Source organism: Paractinoplanes tereljensis (genome assembly GCF_016862435.1).
Taxonomy (GTDB): domain Bacteria; phylum Actinomycetota; class Actinomycetes; order Mycobacteriales; family Micromonosporaceae; genus Actinoplanes; species Actinoplanes tereljensis.
In genome coordinates this window covers 98,340-111,637 of the sequence record NZ_BOMY01000033.1, presented here as the reverse complement: position 1 = coordinate 111,637, position 13,298 = coordinate 98,340, and the positions used below count along the sequence as shown (strand labels likewise).

Below are 13,298 nucleotides of genomic sequence, written 5' to 3'. Positions count from 1 at the left end.
CCACCGAGCCTAGTCAGTGCCCGCACCCAGGGCGCGTAGCGCTCGCAGGGTGTTCCAGCGGCTCGGCCGGCCCTCCTCCTCCATCTGGAAGTGGACCTTGCCGGGGTGGGTGTGTTCCAGCAGCCAGGTGCCGTCGGGCTGCCGCTTGTCCCGCAGCACCTGCCGGGCCTCGTCCAGCCGCGGGTCGTCTCGGCCCCGGAAATACTCCAGGCCACGCAGCACGTCGTAGTGCCAGCGCACCGGAAACGACAACCGCAGATAACCCGGATCGACGATCTCGCCGGTGGACCGGCGGCGCAGCAGGCGACGTTCGAGAAGAAATTCCTCGCCTCGGCGGCGGGCCTCGGTCAGCTCCGGCCAGGCGTCCAGCATTTGCTCGTACGCCTGAAGGCCTTCAAGGACGTTGATCGTCGTGTCGAACGAGGAGCGGGGCGAGCCCCAGCAGTTCCAGCCACCGTCATCGAGCTGCTCGCCCAGCAGCCGCCCGACGATCGCCGAGACGTCCCGCCCGAAGTAGACACCGAGCCCGACGACCCGCCCGTTGATGCACGGCTCGGTCTCCCCGTCGAAGAACGGCTGGTTGTCGTTCTCCCACCGGCACCCCTGCGCGATCCGCTCGACGAGCTCCGCCGGCAGCAGCGCCCCGAACTGCCGCAACAGCGTGAGCGTCGACTCGACTCCGGTCCACGGCTGCGGCTCCACGTCCCGATCCCAGCCCTCCCGGGGAAGGAACGCGCCACCGCTCCAGTCCTGCGCGGCCAGCAGCCGAGCCCCCCACCCCGAGGTGGCAACAAGCTCCTGTTCCCCCGACAGCGACTCCGATGCCTGCCAGCGAATCGCGACGTCCCCGCCCAGCAGCCAGTCCAGCACGGTCATCAGGTCAGGTTAGTGCGTTGACCGGGACGGATTCGCGGGGTTCGTTAGGCTCCACAATCGATGTTCGATTCCGCGTCGGCTCCGTTGAGTCCCGAGGGCATGCCGGTGTGGCTGGCGTGGGTCATCGGGATCGGTGGAGCTGCGCTGCTGGCTGCCACCTTGTTCTGGATGTTTCCGCCGGTTTGGCGTCGGGAGGCGATGACTCGGCGGGTCCTGCCGGCGCTGGGGTCTTTCCTGGTCTTCGCGGGCATCGCCGGGCCGTCCTCGGGACAGCTGCTGCTCGGCGGCGGCGGCTTCGCGGTGGGGGCGTTGCCGTTGTTCTGGATGGGCAGGCTTCCCGCCGACCTGCCGGCGGCCGGCGATCCCGGCCGCGGGCGGCATCCCGACTATCGCCGGATCGCCCGGCGGGGGCGGATCGCCGGTGCGGCGCTGGTCGTCCTGGAGCTCGCCTGGATTGTGGCTTGTGTGGTCCTGTCCTGACCTGCCCACCGCAACAATTTGCTACTCGCCGATTGGGCCGCCGGAGAGTTCGGCGACGATGTCCAGGTGGCCGGCGTGGCGGGCGTATTCCTGCACTAGGTGGAACAGGACCCGCTCCAGGGTGGCGGGGTCGGCGCCGTCCCACCGCGGTCCGGGGGCGCCGACCGCATCGAGGTCGGTCCGGGAGACTACGGCCGTCGTGTGGGCGCCCTGCGTGCGCAGCTCGGCCGTCAGCACCGCGAGGGTCTCGTCGGGGGTTACGTGCCAGCGGTCGTCCTGGCGGTCGCCCCATGGGGACGGGACCGGGCTGCCCTCGAAGCCCCACGCGATCCAGCGCAGCTCGACGTACCGCAGGTGTTTCAGCAGCTCCAGTGGGGTCCAACCGGACGGCAGCCGGCTGCTCCGTAGCGCGTCCGGCGGGAGGGAGGTCGCCTTGGCCAGCACGGTCTCGCGGAAGTAGTCCAGGTAGCCGAGGAAGACCTCGGCGCGGCCGGCGGCGGGGATCGTCGGGGACGGGAAAGTCATCCCGGCATTGTGCTTTGGACCGGCGGTGGCGACGGCGAAGGAATCGCCGCCACCGCCGGAGATCCAGAACATAGATTGCATCCTGCATGCGCGTCAATGTTGCCGGGTGGTTAACCGGGCGGCCATTTGGTCACGAAATCGCACCGGGTTGCGGGGGCCGGGGATGATCGATCGGTCGCGGTGGATCGGGGGGCGCGGGCGTGCTGGTGACGATCTCCGGCGGGGCGGGTGCGGGCAAGACCACCCTGGCCACGGCCCTGGCGGGGCAGCGGAACGGCGTGGTCGTTCTGCACCTGGACGACTATTGCCACGAAGCCCGGGATGTCGGGGATCCGAGTTCGGTGGACTTCGCGAACCTCGACGCGGATGTGGCCGGCGCGCTGGCGAGCCAGGCCGTCGTGGTGGCCGAGGGGATGTTCGCGTTCCGGGTCGGGGTGGCGGCCAAACCGGGGGCGCGGTTCGACGTGTTCGCCGATCTGCCGGCCGATCTGCGGCTGGCCCGCAAGATCCGGCGGCAGTGCGTCGAGGGCGAGACCGAGCTCGACCTGCTGCTGACGAACTACGTCACCTACCGCCGCGCCGCCCACGAACGGCACGTGGAACCGGCCCGGCAGATCGCCGACCTGGTGGTCAGCACCGAAAGCCCGGCCGAGCAGCTGGCCGCAGTGATCTGGCAGGCGATCACGAAGAGGCGGCTCAGGTCTTCACCGACTTCGTGAAGCGGGCGCGGTAGGTGGACGCGCTCAACCCGTAGTGCGACTTGAAGCGGCGGGCGAAGTAGTTCTGGTCGGGCCAGCCGACCGATTCGCCGATGCGGCTGATCGGCTGGTCGGTGTGCAGCAGGCGGGTGGCGGCCAGCTCTACGCGGTGCCGGGAGAGATAGGCCATCGGGGGCAGGCCGGTCGCTCCCTTGAACAGTCGCACCAGATAGCCGGGGGCGACGTGCAACCCGGCCGCCAGCTCGGTGAGCGTCCACTGGTAGGCGGGCCGCTCCTCCATCATCCGCATCGCCTCCAGCACCGCGTGGTGGGCGGCGCCGGGCGAGACCGCGACCAGTGCCCGGGCCAGACCGGACAGGAAGAGCGTGAGCCGCCCGACCAGGTCGCCGCGATGCGTGGCCACCGGGGCGCCGCGCAGGTCGTGCAGCGCTTCGAGATGGGTGAGGCAGGCAGCGAACGCGTCGCCGGAGAGATGCCCGGTGAGGATGCCGCGGCGCTGTTCGGCGTACGGGCCGGTCCACAACAGGTGCCCGAGCTGCGGGTCCTCGCGGGTCCAGGCCAGCTCGTTGCGCAGTAACTCGGGCGAGAAACAGCAGTTGTAGAGATCGAGCGCGCGGCAGTCCTCGTAGCCGTGCCAGACGCCCGGCCGCAAGAGCAACACGTCCCCGACGTTCAGCACCTGGCGGCCGGCCAAACTGCGCTGCGCCCCGGATCCGCCCATCACCACGGCGATCTCCACGAAGCTGTGCGTGTGGATCGGATGGGTGTCTTCGTGCAGGTAGTGGCCTGCGAACGCCAGTGACCCGTCGATGAAATGGAGCAGCGTGCGGGTGTTCTCGACGGGGAACTCGTCCATGCCTCACCGTACGGCCAAGGTGAATTTCGTGCTAGGTCCGGTGAACCTCGGGCTATTTAGTGGCGTGGGCCACACCGCAGGATCGGTGCAAGCGAAACGTCTTCGCCATCAAGCCGAAACATTGTGACCCGCGTTCTTGCAAGTGTTCTTGAATCGTTTCACCTCGATGGAGTGTCATGCCTGAGCTCGCCGCCCCGTCCGCCCTCCGCTTCGAACACCACCCCGCCGGTCGCCCGGTGCTGGGTCTCGGCACGGCCACGCCGCGCCTGTCCTGGCAGGTCACGGCGGCCCCGGACGACTACAGCCAGGCACGATACGAGCTGGCGGTGACCCGCGGCAACACCACCGAGAACCACGCCGTCGGCGGCGGCGAACAGATCCTGGTGGCCTGGCCGGGCGCGCCGCTCACGGCCCGCGAGTCGGTGAGCGTACGGGTACGCGTCGGCGACGCCACCACCTGGAGCGAGTGGAGCGAGCCCGCGGTCGCCGAGGCCGGCCTGCTGAACACCTCCGACTGGACCGCCCGGTTCGTCAGCCCCCGCGACATCGCCGGCCTGGAAGCCCCGGCCCCGATCGTGTCGGGCGCGATCGACCTGCCCGGCGAGGTCGTCCAGGCCCGGCTCTACGCCACCGCGCACGGCCTCTACGTGGCCCGGATCAACGGCGAGCGGGTCGGCGACGAGCAGCTCGCCCCGGGCTGGACCGCCTACCGGCACCGGCTGCGCTACCAGACCCACGACGTCACCGCCCTGCTGCACGAAGGCCACAACGACCTGGAGATCCTGCTCGGCAACGGCTGGTTCCGCGGCCGGCTCGGCTTCCAGGGCCGCCGCGCGATCTACGGCGACCGGATCGCCGCCCTGGCCCAGTTGGAGGTCACCCTGGCCGACGGCAGCACGCACGTGCTGAACACCGACGGCGAGTGGACCGCCCGGGAGAGCCGGATCGTCGCCGACGACCTCTACAACGGCCAGCGCACCGACCTCACCCGGGCCGAGGGCGAGCCGACCCCGGTGGACGTCCTGGACGCCGACCTGTCCCTGCTGGTCGCGCCGGACGGCCCGCCGGTCCGGATCACCGAGGTGGTCCCGGCCCAGAGCGTGACGACTTCGCCCAGCGGCAAAACCCTCGTCGACTTCGGCCAGAACGTGGTGGGCTGGGTGCGGCTCAAGGTCCGAAATGCCGGACAAATCACCGTCCGGCACGCCGAGGTCCTGGAGGACGGCGAGCTGGGCGTACGGCCACTGCGCACGGCCGACGCGACGGACACCTGGATCGTCGGCGAGGAGGCCACCCTGGAACCGGAGCTGACGTTCCACGGCTTCCGCTACGCCGAGGTCACCGGCGTCGACGACCTGGCAACCGAAGACATCGAGGCCGTCGTCGTCGGCTCCGACCTGCGCCGCACCGGCTGGTTCGACTCCGACCACGAGCTGCTCAACAAGTTCCACGACAACGTGGTCTGGGGCATGCGCGGCAACTTCGTCGACGTACCCACCGACTGCCCGCAGCGCGACGAACGACTCGGCTGGACCGGCGACATCCAGGTCTTCTCCCCCACCGCCAGCTTCCTGTTCGACACCGCCGGCTTCCTCGGCAGCTGGCTCGCCGACCTGGCCGCCGAGCAGTACAAGGACGGCTCGGTCCCGTACGTCATCCCGGACGTGATCCGCCGCCCCGGCCCGGCCACCGCCGCCTGGGGCGACGCCGCCACCATCGTGCCCTGGGTGATCTACCAGCGCACCGGCGACCGCGACCTGCTGGAGCGGCAGCTGCCCAGCATGCGGCTGTGGGTCGACAAGATGGCCGCCCTGGCCGGGCAGAACCTGCTCTGGGCCGGCGGTTTCCAGTTCGGTGACTGGCTCGACCCGACCGCCCCGCCGGCCGACCCGTTCCGGGCCAAGGCCGACCCGGACGTCATCGCCACCGCCCACCTGGCCCGCTCGGCCGAGGTGGTGGCCCTGGCGGCCGAGGTGGCCGGCGACGCCGACACCACCCGGGAATACGCCGAGCTGGCCGCGAAGGTCCGGGACGCGTTCGCCCGTGAGTACGTCACCCCGGACGGCCGGGTGCTCAGCGACGCGGCCACCACGTACGCCCTGGCTCTGCAGTGGGCTCTTCTCCCGGATGCGGAGCAGCGCCGGCACGCCGGGGACCGGCTCGCCGACCTGGTGCGCACGGCCGGCTTCCGGATCAGCACCGGCTTCGTCGGCACCCCGCTGATGACCGACGCACTGACCGACGCCGGTTACCCCGAGCTGGCCTACCGGCTGCTGCTGCAGACCGGCTGCCCGTCCTGGCTCTACCCGGTGACGATGGGCGCCACCACGGTCTGGGAGCGCTGGGACAGCATGCTCCCGGACGGGAGCATCAACCCGGGCGAGATGACCTCGTTCAACCACTACGCGCTCGGCGCGGTCGCCGACTGGCTGCACCGGCGGGTCGCCGGCCTCGCCCCCGGCGCCCCCGGTTACCAGCTCATCGAGGTGCGGCCGCTGCCCGGCCGGGCGTTGACCCGGGCCGCAGCCCGCCACCTCACGCCGTACGGCGAGGCCGAGGTCGCCTGGCAGCGCGAAGGCGGCGAGCTGCAACTCGATCTCACCGTTCCGGTGGGCGCTACCGCGGTGGTCACCCTCCCCGGTCAGGACCAGACCATCGAGGTACGCCATGGGCGGCACCACTGGACGCTTCCCGACCCGTACGCGCAAGAGGAGCAACCGGCCGCCGAGCCCAGCATCCGGCAGTTGATGGACCACCAGCCCAGCTGGGATCGCATCGTCTCGGCCGCGGCCGAGGCGGGCGTGGCGGCCGACGAGGCCGCCCTGGCCGACCGGCTCAAGCCTTTCCTCGACGCGCCGGCGACGCAGATCGTCGACGCCGCGACCGCCGACGGGTTCATTCCCGGCGCCGATCGCTTCCGCACCCTCCTGGAAAACGCATAATCCCTCTCTTCCCCTCGGAGGACCCGAATGAGAACACGACACATAGCGATCGCCCTGCTCGCCACCGCCTCGATGGCCCTGACCGCGTGCAGCGCGGGCAGCCTCGGCAGCAGTGACGACTCGGGCGGCGACGGCAAGGTCACCATCTCGTTCCTGTACGACAACGGGTCGGAGACGGCGAAGATCGGCGACCAGCTGGTCAAGGACTTCACCGCGAAAAACCCGAACATCACGATCAAGACCGAAACCCGGCCGCAGGGTACGGACGGGGACAACCTGATCAAGACGCGACTGTCGACCGGCGACATGAGCGACGTGTTCATGTACAACTCGGGCTCGCTGTTCCAGGCCCTGGCGCCGGAGAAGAACCTGGCACCGCTCGGCGACACCGAGAACATCGGCAACCTGGACAAGAACTTCACCACCACGGTCACCTCGAACGGCAAGATCTACGGCGTACCGTGGGGCGGCTTCATGGCCGGCGCGATCCTCTACAACAAGGACGTGTACGCCAAGCTCGGCCTGCAGATCCCCAAGACCTGGGACGACTTCATGGCCAACAACTCCAAGATCAAGGCCGGCGGGGTGGATCCGGTGATCCAGACCTACGGCGAGACGTGGACGTCGCAGCTGTTCATCCTCGGTGACTACGCCAACGTGAACACCGCCGACCCGCAGTGGGCCGACAAGTACACGAAGAACCAGGCCAAGTACGCCACCACCCCGGCCGCGCTGGCCGGCTTCCAGCACCTGCAGGACGTGCACGACAAGGGTTACGAGAACAAGGACTTCGCCTCGGCCAAGCTCACCGACGGCCTGCGCTACCTGGCCACCGGCAAGGGCGCTCAGTACCCGATCCTGTCCGCGATGGTCAGCCAGCTGATCGCCGACAACCCGGGCACCGAGGACAAGGTCGGACTGTTCCCGATCCCCGGCACCGACGCGTCGCAGAACAAGCTGACCGTGTGGAGCCCGAACGGCGTCTACATCCCGAGCAGCACCACCGGCGCGAAGCTCGAGGCGGCCAAGAAGTTCCTCGCCTACATCGCCAGCGTCGACGGCTGCAACTCGCAGACCACGGCGTCGACCCCCACCGGGCCGTACGCGGTCAAGGGCTGCACCGTCGGTGACAAGGTGCCGCAGGCGGTCAAGGACATGCAGGGCTACATCGACTCGGGCAGCTCCAGCCTGGCGCTGGAATTCCTCTCCCCGGTCAAGGGCCCGGCGCTCGAGCAGATCTGCGTCGAGGTCGGCTCCGGCATCCGCAAGGCCGACGCGGCCGCCAAGCTCTACGACGAGGACGTCAAGAAGCAGGCTCAGCAACTCGGGCTCGAGGGCTGGTAGGAACTGATCGTGGCAACCACCACCGTGCACCGGTCCGCCCGTACGCGTGAGAACGCGTCCGCGGCGGGCCGGGTACGGGCCCACAGCCCGTACACCAACTGGTTCTATCTCCCGGCGGCCGTGATCTACGGGGTGCTCTTCCTGGTCCCAACGGTGATCGCCTTCTACTTCAGCCTCACCCGGTGGAGCATCTTCGACTCGAAGTTCATCGGCTTCGACAACTACAAGACGTTCTTCCAGGAGCCGGCGCTGGTCAGCAGCCTCTGGCACACCCTGATCTACGCGGTGCTGACCTCCGGCCTGAAGGTCGTCCTGGGTCTGGGCCTGGCCATGCTGCTGACCTCGCAGATCATCGGCCGGGGTTACCTGCGGTCGGTCGTGTTCTTCCCGGTGCTGGTCTCCACGATCGGCGTCGGGCTCACCTTCACGGTGCTGATGAACCCGGAACGCGGCCTGATCAACCAGTCGCTGGACCTGATCGGCATCACCGGCCCGGGCTGGCTGACCGATCCGTCGCTGGCGCTGATCTCGGTCGGGTTGGTCGACGTCTGGAAGGGCATCGGCCTGGCCACCCTGATCTACATCGCCGGCATCGTGTCGATCCCGCAGGAGTACTTCGAGGCGGCCCGGATGGACGGGGCCGGGGCCTGGGACAACTTCCGGCACATCGTTCTCCCGCTGGCCCGGCCGGCCACCGTCACCGTCATCATCCTGTCGCTGATCGGCGGGCTGCGGTCGTTCGACCTGATCTGGGCGATGACCAAGGGCGGGCCCGGCTTCACCTCGGACGTGATCGCCTCGGTGATCTACAAGCAGTACCAGGCCGGCTTCTACGGGCTGTCCACGGCCGGAAACGTCGTGCTGTTCCTGGTGGTCACGGCGATCGTCCTGCCGCTGTCGCGGTTCCTCAACCGCAAGGAGGTCGAGCTCTGATGCCGCGCAAGAACTTCGCGCTCAGCGCCGTCGCGATCGTGCTGTCGATCGTGGTGTTCCTGGTGCCGTTCGCCTTCATCGTGCTCACCGCGATGAAGACCCGACAGGAGGCGTCGCTGCTCGACTTCAGCTGGCCGACCCAGTTCCGCTTCGTGCAGAACTTCATCGACGTGGTGCAGGCCCGCGACTACATGCTGATCATCGCGTTCATCAACAGCACCATCCTGACCGTCGCCAGCGTGACCCTGATGGTGGTGTTCGGGGCAATGGTCGCGTTCACCCTGCAGCGCAAGCGGTCGAAGTGGAACGGCCTGATCAACATGTTCGTGCTGGCCGGCCTGATCATCCCGCCCGCGGTCGTGCCGACCATCTGGGTGCTGCAGAAGGCCGGACTGTTCCGCACGCTTCCCGGCCTGATCCTGGTCGAGATCGCGTTCGGGCTGGCCTTCGTCATCCTGCTGTTCCGGGCGTTCATCGGCACCATCCCCCGCGAGCTCGACGAAGCCGCGGTGATCGACGGCGCCGGCCCCGCCCGGCTGTTCTTCCGAGTGATCCTGCCGCTGCTCAAGCCGGTGATCGTCACGTCGATCGTGGTGCAGTCGGTGGCCGTCTTCAACGACTTCACCAACCCGCTGTACTTCCTGCCCGGCGACCAGAACGCCACCGTGCAGCTGACCCTCTACAACTTCTCCAGCCAGTACAACACCCAGTACAACCTGCTGTTCATGAACATCCTGCTGATCACGATCCCGCCGCTGATCATGTTCCTGTTCTTCAACCGGCAGATCGTCGCCGGCATGACCTCCGGCGCGGTCAAGGGCTGACACCGCTCGGTCCGGGCACTCGGTGCCCGGGCCGCGGCTCTTGGGTCTACCGAGTATCATACTGGGAATGAGCATCCGGCACGCACTGCTCGCCCTCCTCAGCGAGGGCCCGAAATACGGTCTGCAACTGCGCGAGGAGTTCGAGTCGCGCACCGGCGAGGTGTGGCCGCTGAACGTCGGCCAGGTCTACACGACCCTGCAGCGCCTCGAACGCGACCGCCTGGTCGAGTCCGACTCCCCGGAGGCCGATGCCGGCCCGCAGAAGGGCTTCCGGATCACCGACGGCGGCACCGAGGAACTGGCCGCGTGGCTGCGCACGCCGCCCGACCTGTCCTCACCGCCGCGCGACGAGCTGGTCATCAAAGTCCTGATCGCGATCCGGCTGCCCGGCGCGGACGTGCCCGAGATCATCCAGGTGCACCGCCGGCACCTGGTCCAGCTGATGCAGCAGTGGACCCGGCTCAAGGACGAGGAGGGCGACGTCGACCTGGCCCTGGCCCTGGTCGTCGACGCCGAGCTGTACCGGTTGGACTCGCTGGTGCGCTGGCTGGACACCGCGGACGGCCGCCTCAAGCGAGCCCCGGCCTCTCCGCCACGGGAAACCGCCCCGCAGATCGTCCGGCGCCGGACCGGGGTGCGCCGATGAGTGCCGTGCTGGAGTTGCATGAGGTCTCCAAGACCTATCTGGACGGCACCGACGAGGTGCACGCGCTGCGCGAGGTCGACCTGACCGTCGAGCCGGGCCGGATGGTCGCCGTGATGGGCCCGAGCGGCTCCGGCAAGAGCACCCTGCTGACCATCGCCGGCGCCCTGGAAACTCCGACCTCGGGCGGCGTGCGGGTGGCCGGTCAGGCGCTCACCTCGATGTCCCGCGACGACCGGGCCCGGCTGCGGCGGCGCACCATCGGCTACGTCTTCCAGGACTTCAACCTGCTGCCCGGCCTCACCGCCGCCGAAAATGTGGCGCTCCCGCTGGAACTGGACGGCATGTCGGCCGGCAAGGCCCGCGCGGCCGGCCTGCACGTGCTCGACGAACTGGGCCTGGCCGACCGGGCGTCCCGGTTCCCCGACCAGCTCTCCGGCGGCGAACGGCAGCGGGTGGCGATCGCCCGGGCCGTCGTCGGCGACCGCCGGTTGCTGCTGGCCGACGAGCCGACCGGCGCCCTCGACTCGGCCACCGGCGAGGCGGTGATGCGCATGATCCTCAACGCCTGCAAGAGCGGCGTCGGCGCGGTCGTGGTGACCCACGACGCCCAACTGGCCTCCTGGGCCGACCGGGTGGTGTTCATCCGGGACGGCCGGGTGGTCGACCACACCGCGCCGCGGCCCACCCCCGACTCCCTGCTGCCGCGATGAGCGTCGCCGTGCTGGAGAAACCGGCCGCGCCCGGCGGCGGGATGCCGGCCCGCCGGGCCGTGCTGCGCTGGGCCTGGCGGATGTTCCGCCGCGAGTGGCGGCAGCAGTCCATCGTGCTCGGCCTGCTCGCGGTCGCCGTCGCGGTCACCACCGTCGGCCTCGGCGTGGCCGCCAACGCGCCGTCCGACGCGTCCCGCTTCGGCACCGCCAATTACATCCTCACCGTGCCCGGCGACCAGGTCGACGGCCTGCGCGCCACGTTCGGCACGATCGACGTGATCCGGCACGGCGCGAAGATCCCCGCGCCCGGCTCGACCGGCGGCTTCGACCGCCGCGACCAGGACCCCACCGGCCCGTACGGGCGGTCCATGCTCCGCCTCGACGCGGGCCGGTGGCCGCAGGGTGCGACCGAGGTCGCCGTCACCGACCAGGTGGCGGAGGCCTTCGGGCTGCACGTCGGCGACGCCTGGGAGCAGCGGACCGTGACCGGCCTGGTCGAGAACCCGCTCGACCTGCACGACGAGTTCGTCCTCGGGCAGGTCGCCGAGCCGGACCACGTCGACGTGCTGGTGCGCTCGACCGAGGACAAGGTCCTCGGGAATCCGCAGGCGGGCGCCTCGGTCCAGGGCCGCTTCGGCGACGCCGGCACCTCCAGCATCCTGGTGCTGGCGTTAGCCACCATCGGGCTGGTGTTCGCCGGGCTGATGGCCGCGGCCGGCTTCACCGTGCTGGCCCAGCGCCGGCTGCGCGCGCTCGGCATGCTCGGCGCGATCGGCGCGAGCCACCGGCACGTACGCCTCGTCCTGCTGGCCGACGGCCTGGTCATCGGCGCCGCCGGCGCGCTGACCGGCGCGGCCGTGGGGGTGGCGGCCTGGATCGCGTTCAGTCCCCGGCTCGAGGAGCCGCTCGCCCACCGCATCGACCGGTTCCAGCTGCCCTGGACCCCGCTGCTTGTCGCGGTCGGGATGGCCATCGTGACCGCCGTCGTCGCCGCCTGGTGGCCGGCCCGCGCCGCCGCCCGTACCCCGGTGGTGGCCGCCCTGGCCGCGCGCCCGGCCCCGCCGCGCCCGGCCCACCGGTTCGCCGCCCTCGGCGCCATGCTGCTGGTCGCCGGCCTGGCCGCCCTGTGGCAGTCCGAGCACAGCCGGAAGTGGCTGATCCTGATCGGCATCCTGGCCACCGCGGTCGCGTTGCTGCTGCTCGCCCCGGTCGCGGTCGCCGCCATCGGCACCCTCGCGAGTCACCTTCCGCTGGCCTCCCGGCTGGCGCTGCGCGACCTGGCCCGCTACCGCGCCCGGTCCGGCGCGGCCCTGGCCGCGATCGGCCTGGCCGTCGGCATCGCCGCCACGATCGCCCTGACCGCCGGCGTCACGGTGGCGAAGGCGGCCGCGCCCACCGGCGGCAACGTGCCGGCCAACGAGGTCATCGTCTGGCTGTCCCCGGACCGGATGAACGGGACGATCCCCGTCCTGACCGCAGCCCAGCTCGCCGACAAGCGGGCCCAGGTAGACGCGCTGGCCGCCGAGCTGCACGCGGAATCCGTGCTGACCCTGACCGGCGCCGCCATGGCCGACATGCCGCTGGACCACGGCGGCCGGGCGGTGGTGGTGCTGGGCATCCCGGAGCCGGCCCCCGGCCGCCCCGGCATGACCGGGTACAGCGACGAGAAGACGGTCCCGGTCTTCGTCGCCACCCCCGAGCTGAGCACGCACTACGGCCTGAGTCCGGCCGCCGGCACCGACGTGCTCACCCGCAAGGCCAACCTCGACGGGTACGACCTGATCCATCGCAAACGCGGAGCCTGGGACCCGGTTCTGCAGCCGGCCGCCCTGCCCGACTACACGTCGACACCCACCGTGCTGCTCACTGAAGAGGGACTGACCCGGCTGGGGCTGACCGCGATGCCGGTCGGCTGGCTGCTCCAGGCGCCCGGCGCGCTCACCGCGGCCCAGATCGACCGGGCCCAGCAGTCCGCAGCCGCCGCCGGGTTCGGCGTCGAGTCCCGCCCGACCGGAGCCGACGAGGCCCGGCTCGCGGTCTGGGCCACCACGTCCGGGGTCGCGGTCGCACTCGGCGTGCTCGCCATGACGGTCGGCCTGATCCGCAGCGAGACCGCCCGCGACCTGCGCACCCTGACCGCGGCCGGCGCCCGGCGGCGCACCCGGCGGGCGATCACCGCCGCCACCGCCGGGGCACTCGCCCTGGGCGGTGCGGTCATCGGCACCGCCTGCGTCTACCTGGCCCTGCTGGCCTGGTACCGGCATGAGGTGCACTGGCTCGCCCACCCACCGATACCCGAGCTGACCGCGATCCTGGTGGGCCTGCCCCTGGTCGCGTACGCCGGCGGCTGGTTGCTCGCCGGACGGGAGGCTCGGGTGATCGCCCGGCAACCGCTGGACTGACGGGGGTGGTGCTGGTTGCGGCGATTGGGTACTTGTGAGGC

General features: G+C 70.4%; 12 protein-coding genes. 9 read left to right on the top strand and 3 right to left on the bottom strand.

Annotation, left to right across the window (positions count from 1 at the left end):
* Positions 1-9 precede the first annotated feature (9 nt).
* Positions 10-876, bottom strand: coding sequence for a hypothetical protein (locus tag Ate02nite_RS23310; RefSeq protein ID WP_203809011.1), 867 nt, complete (start codon positions 874-876; stop codon positions 10-12).
* Positions 877-1,074: 198 nt separating this feature from the next.
* Here Ate02nite_RS23310 and Ate02nite_RS23305 point away from each other — a divergent pair, with 198 nt between their 5' ends.
* Positions 1,075-1,356, top strand: coding sequence for a hypothetical protein (locus Ate02nite_RS23305; RefSeq protein WP_203809009.1), 282 nt, complete (start codon positions 1,075-1,077; stop codon positions 1,354-1,356).
* Between the two features lie 21 nt (positions 1,357-1,377).
* Here Ate02nite_RS23305 and Ate02nite_RS23300 read toward each other — a convergent pair whose 3' ends face one another.
* Positions 1,378-1,881, bottom strand: coding sequence for a DinB family protein (locus Ate02nite_RS23300; protein WP_203809007.1), 504 nt, complete (start codon positions 1,879-1,881; stop codon positions 1,378-1,380).
* 200 nt (positions 1,882-2,081) lie between these two features.
* Here Ate02nite_RS23300 and Ate02nite_RS23295 point away from each other — a divergent pair, with 200 nt between their 5' ends.
* Positions 2,082-2,600 carry a uridine kinase family protein gene (locus Ate02nite_RS23295; protein WP_203809005.1) on the top strand — a complete coding sequence of 173 codons (519 nt, stop codon included), beginning with the start codon at positions 2,082-2,084 and terminating at the stop codon, positions 2,598-2,600.
* Here Ate02nite_RS23295 and Ate02nite_RS23290 read toward each other — a convergent pair.
* Positions 2,578-3,456 carry an AraC family transcriptional regulator gene (locus tag Ate02nite_RS23290; protein WP_203809003.1) on the bottom strand — a complete coding sequence of 293 codons (879 nt, stop codon included), beginning with the start codon at positions 3,454-3,456 and terminating at the stop codon, positions 2,578-2,580. The genes Ate02nite_RS23295 and Ate02nite_RS23290 overlap by 23 nt on opposite strands.
* A gap of 176 nt (positions 3,457-3,632) precedes the next feature.
* On the opposite strand from Ate02nite_RS23290, the gene Ate02nite_RS23285 reads away from it, so the two are divergent.
* From Ate02nite_RS23285 to Ate02nite_RS49495, 7 genes are all read left to right on the top strand, one after another.
* Entirely contained in the window at positions 3,633-6,398 is a 2,766-nt protein-coding gene (locus Ate02nite_RS23285) for an alpha-L-rhamnosidase (RefSeq protein ID WP_203809001.1), read from the top strand.
* A gap of 27 nt (positions 6,399-6,425) precedes the next feature.
* A complete protein-coding gene (locus Ate02nite_RS23280; protein ID WP_203808999.1) occupies positions 6,426-7,742 on the top strand; it encodes an ABC transporter substrate-binding protein in 1,317 nt (438 codons plus the stop codon).
* A 9-nt stretch (positions 7,743-7,751) separates the two neighbouring features.
* A complete protein-coding gene (locus Ate02nite_RS23275) occupies positions 7,752-8,675 on the top strand; it encodes a carbohydrate ABC transporter permease (protein WP_203808997.1) in 924 nt (307 codons plus the stop codon).
* Entirely contained in the window at positions 8,675-9,499 is an 825-nt protein-coding gene (locus tag Ate02nite_RS23270; RefSeq protein ID WP_203808995.1) for a carbohydrate ABC transporter permease, read from the top strand. Before Ate02nite_RS23275 ends, Ate02nite_RS23270 begins: the two co-directional genes overlap by 1 nt.
* A gap of 67 nt (positions 9,500-9,566) precedes the next feature.
* Entirely contained in the window at positions 9,567-10,145 is a 579-nt protein-coding gene (locus Ate02nite_RS23265; RefSeq protein WP_203808993.1) for a PadR family transcriptional regulator, read from the top strand.
* Entirely contained in the window at positions 10,142-10,855 is a 714-nt protein-coding gene (locus Ate02nite_RS23260) for an ABC transporter ATP-binding protein (protein ID WP_203808991.1), read from the top strand. Before Ate02nite_RS23265 ends, Ate02nite_RS23260 begins: the two co-directional genes overlap by 4 nt.
* The gene (locus tag Ate02nite_RS49495; RefSeq protein ID WP_203808989.1) at positions 10,852-13,257 is read left to right on the top strand and encodes an FtsX-like permease family protein; all 2,406 of its coding nucleotides are present in this window, start codon (positions 10,852-10,854) and stop codon (positions 13,255-13,257) included. The genes Ate02nite_RS23260 and Ate02nite_RS49495 overlap by 4 nt, the downstream gene beginning before the upstream one ends.
* The last annotated feature ends 41 nt before the right edge of the window (positions 13,258-13,298 follow it).